General features: G+C 68.8%; 15 protein-coding genes and 1 other RNA gene. 10 read left to right on the top strand and 6 right to left on the bottom strand.

Annotated elements, in window-relative coordinates; all coding sequences use genetic code 11:
• Window positions 1-35: 35 nt before the first annotated feature.
• An RNA gene (rnpB, locus tag KV396_RS15390) (RNase P RNA component class A) lies at window positions 36-398 on the top strand.
• A gap of 61 nt (window positions 399-459) precedes the next feature.
• Here rnpB and ppgK read toward each other — a convergent pair.
• Entirely contained in the window at window positions 460-1206 is a 747-nt protein-coding gene (gene ppgK / locus KV396_RS15385) for a polyphosphate--glucose phosphotransferase (protein ID WP_247622337.1), read from the bottom strand.
• Window positions 1207-1275: 69 nt separating this feature from the next.
• Here ppgK and KV396_RS15380 point away from each other — a divergent pair, with 69 nt between their 5' ends.
• Genes KV396_RS15380 through KV396_RS15365 form a run of 4 tightly spaced genes read left to right on the top strand, consistent with a single transcriptional unit; the run spans window position 1276 to window position 6784 of the window.
• A complete protein-coding gene (locus tag KV396_RS15380; RefSeq protein WP_247622338.1) occupies window positions 1276-1479 on the top strand; it encodes an SPOR domain-containing protein in 204 nt (67 codons plus the stop codon).
• Between the two features lie 13 nt (window positions 1480-1492).
• On the top strand, window positions 1493-2830 hold the full coding sequence (glnA, locus tag KV396_RS15375; protein ID WP_247622339.1) for a type I glutamate--ammonia ligase: 1338 nt from the start codon (window positions 1493-1495) through the stop codon (window positions 2828-2830).
• A gap of 9 nt (window positions 2831-2839) precedes the next feature.
• Window positions 2840-5815 (top strand): bifunctional [glutamine synthetase] adenylyltransferase/[glutamine synthetase]-adenylyl-L-tyrosine phosphorylase, encoded by a 2976-nt coding sequence (locus KV396_RS15370; protein ID WP_247956263.1) that lies wholly within the window; start codon window positions 2840-2842, stop codon window positions 5813-5815.
• Between the two features lie 48 nt (window positions 5816-5863).
• A complete protein-coding gene (locus KV396_RS15365; protein ID WP_247622341.1) occupies window positions 5864-6784 on the top strand; it encodes a diacylglycerol/lipid kinase family protein in 921 nt (306 codons plus the stop codon).
• Here KV396_RS15365 and KV396_RS15360 read toward each other — a convergent pair.
• From KV396_RS15360 to KV396_RS15350, 3 genes are all read right to left on the bottom strand, one after another.
• A complete protein-coding gene (locus KV396_RS15360; protein WP_323131830.1) occupies window positions 6771-7928 on the bottom strand; it encodes an AI-2E family transporter in 1158 nt (385 codons plus the stop codon). The genes KV396_RS15365 and KV396_RS15360 overlap by 14 nt on opposite strands.
• A 111-nt stretch (window positions 7929-8039) precedes the next feature.
• Window positions 8040-8666 (bottom strand): response regulator transcription factor, encoded by a 627-nt coding sequence (locus KV396_RS15355; RefSeq protein WP_247956262.1) that lies wholly within the window; start codon window positions 8664-8666, stop codon window positions 8040-8042.
• Window positions 8663-9844 carry a sensor histidine kinase gene (locus KV396_RS15350; protein ID WP_247956261.1) on the bottom strand — a complete coding sequence of 394 codons (1182 nt, stop codon included), beginning with the start codon at window positions 9842-9844 and terminating at the stop codon, window positions 8663-8665. The genes KV396_RS15355 and KV396_RS15350 overlap by 4 nt, the downstream gene beginning before the upstream one ends.
• A 163-nt stretch (window positions 9845-10007) precedes the next feature.
• On the opposite strand from KV396_RS15350, the gene KV396_RS15345 reads away from it, so the two are divergent.
• Genes KV396_RS15345 through glsA form a run of 4 tightly spaced genes read left to right on the top strand, consistent with a single transcriptional unit; the run spans window position 10008 to window position 13121 of the window.
• Window positions 10008-11075 (top strand): ABC transporter permease, encoded by a 1068-nt coding sequence (locus KV396_RS15345; RefSeq protein WP_247956260.1) that lies wholly within the window; start codon window positions 10008-10010, stop codon window positions 11073-11075.
• A complete protein-coding gene (locus KV396_RS15340) occupies window positions 11072-11767 on the top strand; it encodes an ABC transporter ATP-binding protein (protein WP_247956259.1) in 696 nt (231 codons plus the stop codon). The genes KV396_RS15345 and KV396_RS15340 overlap by 4 nt, the downstream gene beginning before the upstream one ends.
• A 43-nt stretch (window positions 11768-11810) precedes the next feature.
• Window positions 11811-12149 carry a YciI family protein gene (locus KV396_RS15335; RefSeq protein ID WP_247956258.1) on the top strand — a complete coding sequence of 113 codons (339 nt, stop codon included), beginning with the start codon at window positions 11811-11813 and terminating at the stop codon, window positions 12147-12149.
• Window positions 12150-12182: 33 nt separating this feature from the next.
• Window positions 12183-13121, top strand: a complete 939-nt coding sequence (gene glsA / locus KV396_RS15330; protein ID WP_247956257.1) for a glutaminase A — start codon at window positions 12183-12185, stop codon at window positions 13119-13121.
• A 66-nt stretch (window positions 13122-13187) separates the two neighbouring features.
• Here the strand turns inward: glsA and glnA (KV396_RS15325) are convergent, their stop codons facing one another.
• Window positions 13188-14612 (bottom strand): type I glutamate--ammonia ligase, encoded by a 1425-nt coding sequence (gene glnA / locus KV396_RS15325; RefSeq protein ID WP_247622350.1) that lies wholly within the window; start codon window positions 14610-14612, stop codon window positions 13188-13190.
• A gap of 143 nt (window positions 14613-14755) precedes the next feature.
• Here glnA (KV396_RS15325) and KV396_RS15320 point away from each other — a divergent pair, with 143 nt between their 5' ends.
• On the top strand, window positions 14756-15187 hold the full coding sequence (locus KV396_RS15320) for an RDD family protein (protein WP_247622351.1): 432 nt from the start codon (window positions 14756-14758) through the stop codon (window positions 15185-15187).
• A 4-nt stretch (window positions 15188-15191) separates the two neighbouring features.
• On the opposite strand, the gene KV396_RS15315 is transcribed toward KV396_RS15320, so the two are convergent.
• Complete coding sequence (locus tag KV396_RS15315) at window positions 15192-15671, bottom strand: ATP-dependent zinc protease family protein (protein ID WP_282185356.1); 480 nt, start codon at window positions 15669-15671, stop codon at window positions 15192-15194.
• Between the last annotated feature and the right edge of the window lie 24 nt (window positions 15672-15695).

The raw sequence follows: 15695 nt of genomic DNA, 5'->3' as shown, positions 1-15695 counted from the left end.
GGCGCGGCCGGGCGTCGTAGACTGGCAGATGCGAATGGGTCGACTGGACGGTCGCGTGGCGGGCAACCGCACCGAGGAACGTCCGGGCTCCACAGGGCAGGGCGGTGGGTAACACCCACCCGGAGTGATCCGCGAGACAGTGCCACAGAGAGCAGACCGCCCCCGGTTCGCCGGGGGTAAGGGTGAAAGGGTGGTGTAAGAGACCACCGGGGGACATGGTGACATGTCCCGCCAGGTAAACCTCGCCCGGAGCAAGGTCAGACAGAGGATGTTGACGCGGCTCGCCGAGTCCTCGGGTAGACCGCTGGAGCGGCACGGCAACGTGTCGCCGAGAGAGATGGCCGTCGAAGGGGCGAAGAACCCCGGAACAGAACCCGGCGTACAGGTCGGCCCATTCGCCTCGACGTGAAAGGCCCGGTGACCATCAGGTCACCGGGCCTTCTCGCGGTCTCGAGGGTGTCAGTCGCCCGCGAGCGAGGCTGCACCGATGATGCCGGAGTTGTTGCGGTGGATCGCCGGGACGATCGGGGTCTTCAGGTCGAGGAGCGGGAGGAAGTCGCCCGCGTTCTTCGACACGCCGCCGCCGACCACGAACAGGTCGGGGCTGAAGAGGAACTCGATGTGCGAGTAGAACGCCTGCAGGCGCTCGGCCCATTCGGCCCAGGTGAGCCCCTCGCGCTCGCGCGCCGAGGTCGCGGCCCACTGCTCGACGGACTCGTACTCGCGGAAGTTGAGGTGACCGAGCTCGGTGTTGGGCAGCAGTACGCCGTCGTTGATGAAGGCCGAGCCGATGCCGGTGCCGAGGGTCGTGAGCAGGGTGAATCCGCGCACGTCGCGCGCCGCACCGTGTCGTGCCTCGGCGACGCCGGCGGCATCCGCATCGTTCACGAACACGATGTTGCGGCCGAGGCCGTCGCGGAAGAAGCGCTCGGCGTCGAAGTCGACCCACTCCTTCGACACGTTGGCGGCCGACAGCGTCTTGCCGCGCTTCACGATGGCCGGGAAGGCCACGCCGAGGGGGAGGGTCGACTCGTGCACGTCGAGGGTCTTCAGCACCGTCTGCACGGCCTGCAGCACGTCGCCGGGAGCCGCGCCCTCGGGCGTGGGCACCCGTACCCGATCGGACGCCATCGTGCCGTGCTCGAGGTCGACGATTCCTGCCTTGATTCCGGTACCGCCGATGTCGACGCCGATCGCTTTTGCCATGACCCACAGCATAGCGACAGGCGTTCGCGCCAGTAGGATCGATGACATCAGACGACGAAGGGACGGGCCATGTCCGACGGCGAACACAAGTACTGGTACAACCTCGAGACCAAGCAGGTCGAATTCGGGATGATCTCGCAGTCGATCGACCGCGTGGGCCCGTTCGACACCGAGGCCGAGGCCGCGAACGCACCCGAGACGCTGAAGGCGCGCTCCCGCGCCTGGGCCGATGAAGAAGCGGCCGAATCCGGCTGGGACGAAGGAAAGGGCTGAGGCTCCGCACGATATGGACAAGCAGAGAGACTTCGTCCTCCGGACGATCGAGGAGCGCGGCGTCAAGTTCGTCCGCCTGTGGTTCACCGACGTCATCGGCACGCTCAAGTCGGTCGCCATCGCGCCGGCCGAGGTCGAGGGCGCGTTCGCCGAGGGCATCGGCTTCGACGGCTCGGCCATCGAGGGGCTCACGCGCAGCCATGAGTCCGATCTGCTCGCGCAGCCCGATCCGACGACGTTCCAGACTCTGCCGTGGCGGGGCGAGATCGACCCGACCGCCCGCATGTTCTGCGACCTGACGACGCCCGACGGCCAGCCCGCGGTCGCCGACCCGCGCCACGTGCTCAAGCGCACGCTCGCGAAGGCGGCGGATGCCGGGTTCACGTTCTACACGCACCCCGAGATCGAGTTCTACCTGCTCAAGTCGTCGCAGTACGGTCCGGAGGGACCGGTTCCGGTCGACTCCGCAGGGTACTTCGACAACGTGCCCGGTGGCACGGCGCACGACTTCCGTCGTCGTTCGGTGCGGATGCTCGAAGACCTCGGCATCTCGGTCGAGTTCAGCCACCACGAGGGCGGACCCGGTCAGAACGAGATCGACCTGCGCTACGCGGACGCCCTCACCACCGCCGACAACGTGATGACGTTCCGCACGGTGATCAAGGAGGTGGCGATCGAGCAGGGCGTGTACGCGACCTTCATGCCGAAGCCCCTCAGCGGCCACCCGGGCAGTGGCATGCACACGCACATGTCGCTGTTCGAGGGCGACCAGAACGCGTTCTACGAAGAGGGCGCGAAGTACCAGCTCTCGAAGACCGGGCGTCACTTCATCGCCGGCCTCCTGCGCCATGCGAACGAGATCTCGGCCGTCACGAACCAGTTCGTCAACTCGTACAAGCGCCTGTGGGGCGGCGACGAGGCCCCGAGCTTCGTCACGTGGGGGCACGCCAACCGCTCCGCGCTCGTGCGCGTGCCGATGTACAAGCCCAACAAGGGGCAGTCGTCGCGCGTCGAGTACCGCGCGCTGGACTCCGCCGCGAACCCGTACCTGGCGTACGCGCTCATGCTGGCCGCCGGCCTCAAGGGCATCGAGGACGAGTACGAGCTCCCGCCCGAGGCCGAGGACAACGTGTGGTCGCTCAGCGACGCCGAGCGCCGCGCGCTGGGCTACTCGTCGCTGCCCGCGAGCCTCGACCACGCCCTCGAGTACATGGAGGACTCCGAGCTCGTCGCCGAGACGCTGGGCGAGCAGGTGTTCAACTACGTGCTGCTCAACAAGCGCAAGGAGTGGGAGGCGTACCGCGGCCAGGTCACGCCGCTCGAGCTGAAGAACAACCTCGAGCTGCTCTGAGCCGTGCGCATGGCCCGTCCGGACGATTCCTTCTCGCTGTCCGCGCTGGCTCGACTCGGATTCGATGAGCTCGGCGAGGCCGCGGAGGCCCTCGCCGAGCTCGCCGAACTGCTCGGCCGCTCGCGTGCCGAGCTGCTGACGGGGGCGGACGCCGCCGACCCCGACGCGGCCGTGCGCGGAATGCTGCGGGTGGCGCGACGCGATCCCGCGCCGTTGGCGGCCCTGCTCGACGGCGGAGACACCCAGCGCCGCACCTGGCGGGTGTTCGGGGCATCCGAGGGGTTGGCGGACTTCTTCCTCCGCAACCCCGCGGAGCTCGCGGTGCTCGCCGACGAGGTCGATGCGTTGCCGACCGCCGACGAGCTCACCCGGGCGATGCTCGCCGGTGTCGGCGCCGTCGACGGCTTCGCACGGTCCGGCGGTGACGACGAGGTCGTGGCGCTCCGGGTCGCCTACCGCCGCAGCCTCGCGGCGATCGCCGCCTACGACCTCACCCGGACCGCACCGGTCGAGGCTCTCGCCGATGTCGCAGCGGCGCTGGCGGACGCGGCCGGTGCGGCGCTCGAGGCCTCGCTGGCCGTGGCGCGCAGTCGATTGCGCGAGAGCGTCGATCAGCGCGAGGTGGCGGCCGTCCGCCTCTCGATCATCGGCATGGGCAAGGCCGGTGCGCGGGAGCTCAACTACGTCAGCGACGTCGACGTGATCTTCGTCGGCGGCACGGCCGATGAGGAGATCGTCTCCGAGTCGCGTGCGATCGATCTGGCGACGAAGCTCGCCCGCGAGACCATGCGCGGCCTGAGCGGCATCGAGAAGGAGCCGCCTCTCTGGGAGGTCGACGCGAACCTGCGGCCGGAGGGCAAGCAGGGTGCTCTGGTCCGCTCGCTCGGATCCCATCTGGCCTATTACGACCGCTGGGCGAAGAGCTGGGAGTTCCAGGCCCTGCTGAAGGCGCGGCCCCTCGCCGGCGATCCGGAGTTGGGGGCGGAGTACATCGGCGCCGTGCAGCCGAAGATCTGGTCGAGCGCGGCCCGCGAGGACTTCGTCGACAGCGTGCAGCGCATGCGCGAGCGCGTCAAGGAGCACATCGATCCGGAGGATGCCCCGTACCAGCTCAAGCTCGGCGAGGGCGGACTGCGAGACATCGAGTTCACCGTCCAGCTGCTGCAACTGGTGCACGGGCTCACGGACGCCACCCTGCGCACCCGTGGCACCCTCGAGAGTTTGGAGGCCCTCGTTGAGGGCGGGTACATCGGGCGGGTCGAGGCGACGACCTTCGCCGACGACTACCGGGTCCTGCGACTGATGGAGCACCGGCTCCAGCTCAAGGAGCTCAGCCGCACCCACCTCCTGCCGCGGACGCCCGCGGGACTCCGGGTCCTCGCGCGCAGCACGGCGCTGGCCGACAGCGGTGACGGCATCTGGGCGCGCTGGGAGAGCGTGCGACGCGAAGTGCGCGAGATCCACACGCGACTCTTCTACCGTCCCCTCCTCAGCGCGGTCGCCGCGTTGCCCGAGGGCGAGCGCTCCCTGTCGACCGCGCAGGCGCACGATCGTCTGGCGGCGATCGGCTTCCGCGATCCGGCGGGCGCGTTGCGACACATCGGCGCGCTCACGAGCGGACTCAGCCGCAAGGCCACGATCCAGCGCCACCTCATGCCGGTGATGGTGCGATGGTTCGCCGACGGCACCGATCCCGATTACGGCCTGATCGCGTTCCGCCGCATCAGCGAGCGCCTGGGCAACACGCACTGGTTCCTCCGGATGCTGCGGGATTCCTCGGGGGCGGCCGAGAGCCTCACCCGGATCCTGTCGACGTCGCGGTACATCGGCGAGCTCATGGAATGGATCCCGGAGTCCGTGGCCTGGCTCGACAGCACCGAGTCCCTGCGTCCGCGCGGCGGCGCCGCGCTGTCGGAGGAGGCCAGGGCGATCCAGACGCGGCACGAGACGATCGGCGACGCGCTGCGTGCCGTGCGCGCGCTGCGGCGTCGCGAGCTGCTGCGCACCGCGATGGGCGGGGTGCTCGACGTTCTGACGATCGAGGACGTCGCGACCGCTCTCACCGACATCACCGAGGCGACTATCCAGGCCGCGCTGCGTGCGGTGCTGCGCGAGGTCGTGCCGCCCGAGGATGATGCGCTCGACTTCGCGGTGATCGCCATGGGCCGGTTCGGGGGAGCGGAGCTGGGCTTCGGATCGGATGCCGACATCCTCTACGTGTACGCGGCGAACGGCGTCGATCCCGACCGCGCGCAGACGCTCGCGACGAAGATCGTCGCCGGTCTCCGTGAACAGGTCACCGACCATCGGCTTCCGCTCGATCTCGACGCGGGACTGCGCCCGGAGGGTCGCAACGGACCGGTGGTGCGATCGATCGAGGCGTATGCCGAGTACTACCGCCGCTGGTCGCTGTCGTGGGAGGCGCAGGCGCTCCTTCGGGCGCGTGGCGTCGCCGGCAGCGCCAAGCTGATCGCGCGCTTCACCGAGCTGGCCGACACGATCCGCTACCCCGCGTCGATCGATCTGCAGGGCACCCGCGAGATCAAGCGCATCAAAGCGCGCGTCGAGGGGGAGAGGCTTCCCCAGGGGGCCGATCCGCGTCGCCACCTCAAGCTCGGCCCCGGGACGCTCAGCGATGTGGAGTGGCTCGTACAGCTGCTCCAGTTGCAGCACGCGCACGCCGTGCCGGGCCTGCGTACGACGTCGACGTTGGGAGCGCTCGGCGCGGCGGTCGATGCCGGACTCCTCCCGGCCGAGGCCACCGATCGCCTCCGTGAGGCCTGGTTGCTGTCGAGCCGTCTGCGTTCGGCGATCACGATCCTCACCGGAACGACCAGCGATGTGCTCCCCGCGGATCGCCGCGAGCTCGACGGGATCGCGCGGATCCTCGGCTATCCCGACCGCTCGGCCACCGAGCTCGAGGAGGACTACCTGGGCGTCACTCGACGCGCCCGCAAGGCGTTCGAGCAGGAGTTCTACGGCTAGACCCGTGTCGACTTGCGGCGAGACGCGTTCGGCCCCAGGCTTGGCCTCATGAGCGTCTCGAGCATCGGCATCGTGTGGAATCCGTCCAAGATCGACGGAGACGAGGTGCGCGCCGCGGTCGACGAGGTCTTCGGAACAGACGCCCCGATCCGGTGGTGGGAGACGAGCATTGACGATCCGGGGCGCGGGATGGCCGCGGAGGCCGTCGCGGACGGGTGTGAGGTGGTCGTAGCGGTGGGCGGTGACGGGACGGTCCGTGCCGTCGCTGAAGCCCTGGCCGGCACGGAGGTCGCTCTGGGGATCGTTCCGCAGGGGACCGGCAACCTGCTCGCGCGCAATCTGGGAGTGCCGCTGACCGGTATGGTCGCGGCCCTCGAGCGCGTGCGCGATGCCACTCCGCAGCACATCGACCTGGGCTGGGTGGAGTTCAACGGCGAGACTCGCGCGTTCGCCGTCATGGTGGGGTTCGGGATCGATGCGCAGATGCTGGTCGAGACGAACGACGACCTCAAGGACCGGGCGGGATGGCTCGCGTACGTCGAAGCCATGGGGCGCGCGCTGGCGGGCACGGAGATGACCGACATCACCGTGACCGTGGATGATCGCGAACCCGAGGAGGTGCGCGGGCACACGATGCTCATCGGCAACTGCGGCATGCTCCAGGGCGGACTCCGCCTGCTCCCCGATGCGCAGCTCGACGACGGGTTGCTCGACATCCTCCTCATCAGCTCGGAGGGCGCGCTCCAGTGGATGAACACCCTGCGTTCGGTGGTGTGGGACAACGGCATCCGGCGGCTGCTCACCGGTGGCGACGAGGCGGTCAGCACCGATTCGGCGCAGCATCTCGCCGTGGAGAGGATCGCGGTCTCGCTCGCCCAGCCGCTCGTCTTCGAGATCGACGGTGAGGAGATGGGCGAGATCACTCAGTTCGCGGTGCGGGTGCAGCCGGGCGCTCTCACGGTGCGGTGAGCGTCGGCGGCACCTGCTTGCGGTCCTGAGCGGGGAACACGACCTTCTGCACGATGATGATGATGCTCGCCGCCACCGGGATCGCGACCAGGGCTCCGAGGATGCCGCCGAGCGCACCGCCGGCGACGGCGGCGATCACGACGAGCGCGCCGGGCACGGCGACGGCCTTGTTCATGATGCGCGGCGAGAGCACGTAGGCCTCGACCTGCATGTACACCAGGTAGTAGATGATGGCGATGAGCGCGGTCACGGGGCTGATGAACAGGCAGATCAGCGAGTTGATGATCGACGCGGCCAGGGTGCCGACCAGCGGGATCATCGATCCGATGAAGGCGATGAGGGCGAGCAGTGCCGGCACCGGCGCACCGATGATGCTGAGGAAGATCAGGCTCAGGATGCCGTTGACGAGGGCGAGGCTCGCCTGACCCATGACGTAGCGCCCGACGGCGCCGGAGACGTCCTCCAGCAGGCCGCTGAACGTGTCGCGCTGGTAGGCGGGCACGAAGCGCGTCGCGACCTTCTTCATGCTGCGCAGCGAGGCCATGAAGTAGAGGGTGAGGATGAGCACGATCGTCACGCCCGTGAAGCCGCCGGCGATACCCGCGCCGACCGCGAACACCCCGCCGCTGATGTTGAGGATGTTGCCGGGATCCTGCACGAAGCTCAGAACCCCCTGGGCCGCGTCTTCGAAGGTCGATCCGAACTGCGCCGTCACGTCCTTGAACCAGGCGCTCGCCATGAAGTCCTCGACCATCTGCGGGCCGTCGTTGACGAGGTTGGTGATCTGCTCCACGAGGATCGGGACGATCGCGAGGATGATGCCCGCGAAGGCGAGCACCACGACGGCGACGACGATCGCGACGGCGGCGGGCCGCGGGAGCTTGCGCTCGATGAACGAGACGATGGGGTCGAGTCCGAGGGCGAGGAAGATCGCGACGCCGATGTAGACGAACACCGTCGCCAGCTGGCCGACCATCCCGCCGATCGCGAGGGCCACCAGCACGCCGAGTGCGCCGAGCAGTCCGAACATGAAGGGATTCGTGCGGGCCGCGGCCGTGACCGAGCTGACCTGCCGCGAGGTGCGGCCCGTCGCGGGGCCCGACTCGATGGTCTCGGTCCTCGTGACTGATTTCCTGCGGCGCATGATGGATCCCCTCGTAGTGCAGACCTCTCAGTTGACCACCGCGTCCGACCCGGGTCAAGCAAGGACACGCGGGCTTGCGCAGGCCACTGTTCTGTGCCTGTGGATGGCGGGTCAGCGCAGGATGCCGCGGTGCCGGGCTTCCGATACCGCGGCCGTGCGCGACGTCGCGTCGAGCTTCGTGTAGATGTGCGCGAGATGCGACTTGACCGTCGTCTCACTCACGAAGAGCTCGTTCGCGATCTCGGTGTTGGTGCGGCCGGCTTCGACGAGTTCGAGCACCTGGATCTCGCGCGCGCTCAGGCTCGCCTTCGGGGCGCGCATCCGCTGCAGCAGCCGGGTGGCGATCACGGGCGCGAGTGCGCTCTCCCCGGCCGCGGCCGCGCGGACCGCCGCGGAGAGCTCATGCGGCGGCGCGTCCTTCAGCAGGTAGCCGCTCGCGCCCGCCTCCACCGCTCCGAGGATGTCGGCGTCGGAGTCGTAGTTCGTGAGCACGAGCACGTAGGGCGGTGCGTCGAGTGCCCGGATCCTCCGCGTGGCGTCGGCACCGGATCCGGCCGTTCCCGCGCCGAACTGCAGATCCATGAGCACGACATCGGGGTTCGCGCGTTCCGCGACGGCGACGGCCTCGTCCGGGGTCGAGGCTTCCGCGATGACCTCGATGTCGTCGTCGAGCGCGAACAGAGCGACCAGTCCGGCGCGGACGATGGGATGGTCGTCGACGACCAGGAGGCGGATCATGCGCGGCCCTCGAGAGCCAAGGAGACGCGCAGCGTGGTCCCCGTACCCGGAAGGGAACGGACGTCGAGGGTGCCGCCGAGCTGATCCACGCGCTCGCGCGTCGCGCGCAGTCCGAACGAGTCCGAACGGGCGGGGCGGTCGGCGTCCAGGCCGGCGTCGAACCCGCGGCCGTCGTCGGAGATCACGAACTCCAGGTCGCCGGGACTCAGGGTGAGGGCGATCGTCGCGGTGCGCGCATCGGCGTGCTGCACGACGTTCGACATCGCTCCCTGGGCGATCCGCAGCAGCGCGGTCTGCACGTGCATGGGGAGATCGACCGCTTCCGAGACGCGCACGTCGACGTCGAGTCCCTGCGTCGACCACTGGTCGTCGGCCAGACGGCGGAGGGCCCCGGCGAGACCGTGGTCATCGAGGTCCGGGGGAGCGAGCTCGCGAATGAACCGGCGCGCCTCGCCGAGGTTGTCTGCGGCGGTCTCACGGGCGAGGCGGATGTGCTCGATCCCCGGGCGCTCCGGATCCGTCCGCTCGGCGGCATGGAGCAGCATCTGGATGCTCGACAGGCCCTGCGCGAGCGTGTCGTGGATCTCCCGTGCGAGACGTGCGCGCTCCGCCAGCACTCCCGACTCGTGCTCGGTGGTCGCCAATCGGTCGCGGGTCGCGAGCAGTTCGCGCATGAGATCTTCCCGCTGCCGTGCCTCCTGAGCGAGGGCTTCGTAGCCGAGGCCGATCAGCAGGGCGACGCCGGCGCCGACGAGGGGTCCCACGACCCCGCCGACGGTCCATCCGCTGTGAAGACCGAGCGTACAGATCGCCACCCCGGTCGCCAGGAGCAGGGCGAGCGTGCCCCATCGGCGCCCGAGCACGTGCAGGTAGAGGAAGAACAGGGGGAAGACCAGATACGCGGCCTCGGCGGTGAGGAAGACCAGGAGCACCCATTCGACGCTGACCGCCGCGAGCCACACACCCGTGAGCCAGCTCGAGCGAGAGGTCGAGCGAGCCAGCGCAGCCCCGCACCCGTATGTCGCCAGAAGCGCGACGGTGAGGGCGATCGCGGGGATGCTCGTCGGGGTCGGAGCGAGGAAGGCCCGCACGATGACGAGTCCGCACAGCGCGACGAACAGCAGGTGCAATCCCGTCCGCAACCCCGTGAAGACGGGCGTGAGCGGGGTGTGGGCCATGCCTCGAATCCTACGCTTCGGGGTGCGCACCGCATCGTCCGAAAGGACGACTCCGTCCCCCACCGAACGGCCGGTCAGGACCGTGCACACGGCCGATGAGCGCGGACCCCCGAGACAGGAGAGTGGAAGCGTCGTCATTCCGACGGTAGGAGAGGAACCCCGCATGTACATCGCCCTCCGCGACCTGCGCTTCGCCCGCGGACGATTCGTCCTGATCGGCACCGTCGTCGCGCTCATCACCGTCCTGGTCGGATTTCTCAGTGGCCTGACCGGCGGCCTCGCGGTCCAGAACATCTCCGCCGTGGTCGGCATCCCCGGGGACCGCGTGGTCTTCGCCGATCCCGGTGCCGACGACGGCCCGATCTTCGCCGAGTCACGAGTGACCGCGGAGCAGGCATCCGAGTGGGGATCCACCGCCGGTGTCGAATCCGTGCACCCCCTCGGCATCAGTCAGACCAGAGCGGAGTCGGAAGACACCGTCACGTCGATCGCCGTCTTCGGCGTGCAGCCCGGCTTCGCACCGCAGTCGCCGATCGCCTCCGGAGAGCTCGTGCTCTCGCGTCCCGCAGCGGACGAGCTCGACGCGCACCTCGGCGACCCGGTCACGATCGCGGGCACCGCGTACACGGTCGTGGGTATCGGGGGAGACGACTGGTACAGCCACACGCCCGTCGTGCGGATGACCCTCGCGGATTGGCAGGCGTACGCGGCAGCGACCGGTGATCCGGATGCCTTCGCCACGGTGCTCGCGGTCACCGGTTCACCCGATTGGGACGCGGCGGACGGCCGGATCGGCACTCGATCGACGACCATCGTCGGCTCGCTGACGGCGCTGAGCGCCTTCCGTTCGGAGATCGGGTCCCTGCTCCTCATGGTCGCGATGCTCTTCGGCATCTCGGCGCTGGTCATCGGCGCGTTCTTCACCGTGTGGACGATGCAGCGCACACCCGACATCGCGATCCTGAAGGCCCTCGGCGCCCGCACCTCGGTGCTCGTGCGCGATGCGCTCGGACAGGCGGCGCTGGTGCTCGTGGTGGGCATCGGCGCCGGGATCGGCGTCGTGTCCATCCTCGGAGCTCTTGCGGGTGCCGCGCTGCCGTTCCTCCTGAGTCCGCTCACCACCGTGCTTCCGGCCGTGCTCATGATCGTTCTCGGTCTCGCCGGCGCCGCGTTCGCCCTCCGCTCCGTCACCTCCGCCGACCCCCTCACCGCACTCGGGAGCAACCGATGATCCGCCTCGAAGACATCTCCCTCACCTTCCCCGACGGAAGCGATCGCATCACGGCCGTCGACCACGTCACGCTCTCGTCGTCCCCGGGCGAGGTGACGGCGATCACCGGGCCGAGCGGCTCGGGCAAGTCGAGCCTGCTGGCGGTCGCGGCCACGCTGATCCGGCCGGACTCCGGTCGTGTCGTGATCGACGGCGTCGATGCCACGACTCTGACGGCGGATCGGGCGTCCGAACTGCGCCGCACGTCCATCGGAATCGTCTTCCAGCAATCGAATCTTCTCCCGTCACTGACCGCTCACGAGCAACTCGTGGTCATGAACGAGCTCGGTGGCGGTCGTCCGCGGCGACGCCGTGCGGCCGCGACCCGACGTGCCGAATCGCTCCTCAGGGATGTCGGCCTCGCGGAGCACCTCGACAAGCGTCCGCACCAGCTTTCGGGAGGACAGCGTCAGCGCGTGAACATCGCGCGTGCGCTGATGAACGAACCGAGCGTGCTCCTCATCGACGAACCGACCAGCGCACTCGACCAGGAGCGCGGCGCGAGCATCATCGACCTCCTGCTGCGTCTGACCGACGAGCGGCGCACGTCGACGCTGCTCGTCACCCACGATCTCGTCCATCTGCCACGGATGCACTCCGTGGTCCAGCTCGTCGACGGACGTATCGATCACCCGGCCGCGGTCACGCGCTGACTGGCTCTTGCGCACTCCCGCCCCCGCGACGCACCATCGGAGCATGACCAAGTACCTGATCTCCTTCCCCGCCGAAGCGATGGATCTGACGGAGGAGGAGTTCCCGGAAGTCGTCGAGACCTCGCACGCTGTGATCGACGAGGCGAAGGCCGCGGGCGTCTACGTCTTCGGCGGCGGGATCGACGAGGACGTGGCTCCGGTGCTCGTGACCGGTCGCGGTGCGGTGAGCGACGAGACGTACCCCGGGTCGCGGACCACCGGAGGATTCCTCGTCCTCGAGCTGCCCACGCGAGCGGATGCCGTCGACTGGGCGGCGCGCGTCGCGCACGCATGCCGGTGCCCTCAGGAGCTCCGGGAGTTCGGGTACGACCCGGCGAGCTGACGAGCCTCGGCCCGGGCGTGACAGGCTGGGACCATGAACTCCGCGGTCGATCCCCTCTCCTACGATCTCGACGGCGTGCGCGACCGGGCGTTGCGCGAGCGAGGGGGCGCCGTCGACGACAGCATCCCGGAACTCGCCGATGCCGACCCCGATCTGCTGGGCATCGCGCTCGTCACGCTCGACGGCGAGACGAGGGAGACCGCTCAGGCCGGCATGCAGATCAGCATCCAATCCGCCGTCAAGCCGTTCCTCTTCGCCCTGGCGCTCCAGGACCATGGAGCCGCGGCTCTCGATCGTCTGGGCATCGAGCCGACGGGGGAGGCCTTCGACGCGATCAAGCTGGAGAGCGGCACCGGTCGCCCGCCCAACCCGATGGTCAACGCCGGCGCGCTGCTCACCTCGGCGCTGGTGGACGGCGCGGATGCCGCCGCCAGGAGTCGACGGATCCTCGCGGGACTGTCGGCTTTCGCGGGTCGTGACCTGAGCGTCTCCGAGAGCGTCGCCGAGAGCGAGCACCTGCTCGGTGATCGCAATCACGCGCTCGCTCACCTGATGCGCTCGGAGGGCACGCTGCAGGTCGGCGCCGACGAGGCGGTCGCCGTCTACGCCCGCGCGTGCGCCGTTCTCGTCGACGCGCGCGATCTGGCAGCCATGGGCGCCACGCTCGCCGCCGGAGGGCGGAACCCCCTCACCGGCGTCGAGGTCGTGGGGGCGGACGTGGCACGCGACGTCGTCTCGGTCATGGCGACCTGCGGCGTGTACGACGGGTCGGGGAGGTGGATGCGACAGGTCGGTGTGCCGGCGAAGTCGAGCGTGTCCGGCGCGATCGTCCTCGCTGCGCCGGCGGCTCTGGGAGCGGCCGTGGTGAGTCCGCCACTCGACGAGCAGGGGACCAGCGTGCGCGGACATCACGTGAGCGAGGTCCTGAGCCGGGAGCTCGGCCTCCACGCGTTCGCGATGCCGCGCGGGTGACGCCGCTGCAGAACGAAAGAGCGCCCCACCGGCCGAAGCCGGTGGGGCGCTCTTCTCGATCCGGGATCAGACCCCGAAGTACAGCTCGTACTCGAACGGGTGCGGGCGCTGCGCCATCGGGAGGATCTCGTTCTCGTACTTGTAGGAGATCCAGGTCTCGATGAGCTCCTTGGTGAACACGCCGCCCTCAAGGAGGAACTGGTGGTCGGCCGCGAGAGCGTCGAGCGAGTCGAGCAGCGAGTTCGGCACCTGCGGGATGCCCTTGGCCTCCTCGGGCGGAAGCTCGTAGAGGTCCTTGTCGACGGGCTCGTGCGGCTCGGTGCGGTTCTTGATGCCGTCGAGGCCGGCCATGAGCTGCGCGGCGAAGGCCAGGTACGGGTTACCCGAGGCATCCGGCGCGCGGAACTCGATGCGCTTGGCCTTGGGGTTGGAGCCGGTGATCGGGATGCGGATCGCGGCGGAGCGGTTGCCGGCCGAGTAGACCAGGTTGACCGGAGCCTCGAAGCCCTTGACCAGACGGTGGTAGCTGTTCAGCGTCGGGTTGGTGAAGGCGAGCAGGGCCGGCGCGTGCGCCAGGATGCCACCGATGTACCAGCGCGCGATGTCGCTGAGCTGGCCGTAGCCTGCCTCGTCGTAGAACAGCGGCTTGCCGTCGTTCCAGAGCGACTGGTGCGTGTGCATGCCGGAGCCGTTGTCGCCGTAGAGCGGCTTGGGCATGAAGGTCGCGACCTTGCCCCACTCGTTGGCGGTGTTCTTGACGATGTACTTGAACTTCAGGATGTCGTCGGCCGCGTGCACCATCGTGTCGAAGCGGTAGTTGATCTCCTGCTGACCCGCGGTACCCACCTCGTGGTGCGAGCGCTCGAGGATGAAGCCGGCGTCGATCAGCTTGAGCGTGATGTCGTCGCGCAGGTCGGCCGTCTTGTCGACCGGGCTGACGGGGAAGTAGCCGCCCTTGTACGGGGTCTTGTTGGCGAGGTTTCCGCCCTCTTCCTCGCGACCGGTGTTCCACGCGGCCTCTTCGGAGTCGACCTTGTAGAAGCTCTCACCGGCGGTGACGGAGTAGCGCACGTCGTCGAAGATGTAGAACTCGGCCTCGGGGGCGAAGAACGCGGTGTCGGCGATGCCGGTGGAGGCGAGGTACTTCTCGGCCTTCTTGGCGACCTGGCGCGGGTCCTTCGAGTAGATCTCACCCGTGCGCGGGTTGTAGATGTCGAAGATCATCACGAGGGTGCTCGCCTCGCGGAAGGGGTCGATGTACGCGGTGGTGACATCGGGGATGAGCTGCATGTCGGACTCGTGGATGCTGGCGAAGCCGCGGATCGAGGAGCCGTCGAACAGCTGGCCCTCGGTGAAGAACGCCTCGTCGACCGTCGATGCAGGAATGTTGAAGTGCTGCTGCACACCGGGGAGATCGGTGAAACGGATGTCAAGGAACTTGACGTCGTTCTCCTTGATGTAGCTCAGAACCTCGGACGAATCTTTGAACATGTACGACTCCTGTAAGACGGATCGATGGCTTCGGGGCCACTCGCAGAGTACGGTCGGGGGATTTCTCCACGGTATCGACTTTGTTTCGGGCGTGTTACAGCGCCTCGCCGGTCGGAGCGCATATCGGCCCTCGGTAGGCTGGGATGGTGACGGATGCTGTGAACGCTTACCCCGGTGAACGCCTCGGACTGCCCGCGTCGGGCACGGGGAGCGTCGGCCGCCTCGGCCGACGTATCGGAGCGCTCCTGATCGATTACGTCGCGGCGACGATCATCGCCACCGCGTTCCTCGGCTTCGACCAGTTCGCCCTGCCCGCCGAGGCGGGACTCAGCCAGTTCGGCCCGATGGCCGTGTTCGCCCTGCTGCAGATCCTCTTCATCCCCACGGCGGGAGGAAGCCCCGGGCACCGCATCCTCGGGATGCGCGTGGTGCGCCTCGACGGCGGCTGGGTGGGCCTGTGGCGACCGATCGTGCGCACGGCGCTGCTCATCGTCGTGATCCCCGCGGTGATCTTCGATGCCGACCAGCGCGGACTCCACGACAAGGTCGTGGGCACGGTGCTGATCCGCACCTGAGCGGTCAGATCCTGCCGCGGTTCCGGCGACGGGCCTCACGCGGCGCCCGGCCCCCGAGGAACGATCGCGCGGGGTCGACCGAGAACCCTTGCCGGAGCGCCTCCCGGCCGATGAGCATGCGGAAGCCCATCTCGTCGCGGTTGCTCAGCGTGACCTCCGCCAGCACCTCGCGGTCGACGAGGCGGATGAGGAGCTCCACCACGAGGCGCTCCTGCGCGTGGCCGGAGGAACTGCGCACCGCGCGGCGGTCGTGCACGGGGGACTCGACGACGACGGCATCCGCCTGACTGTCCTGCCAGGGCTTCACCTTGAATCTGACCCACGGCGCGCCGTCCTGATCGAACTCGTGGATGTCGAACGCGTGGAGCGATGAAGTACGTGCGCCGGTGTCGATCTTGGCCTTGATCCAGTCCACGCCGAGATCGGGCAGGCTCACCCATTCTCGCCACCCCGTAAGAGTGTTTGAATGGGATGTCTTCGTCACCCGACCATCCTGGCAGGAAATCTT

Source organism: Microbacterium galbinum (assembly GCF_023101185.1).
Taxonomy (GTDB): domain Bacteria; phylum Actinomycetota; class Actinomycetes; order Actinomycetales; family Microbacteriaceae; genus Microbacterium; species Microbacterium galbinum.
The sequence above is the reverse complement of the archived record's forward strand: the minus strand, read 5'-3'. Positions and strand labels throughout refer to the sequence as shown.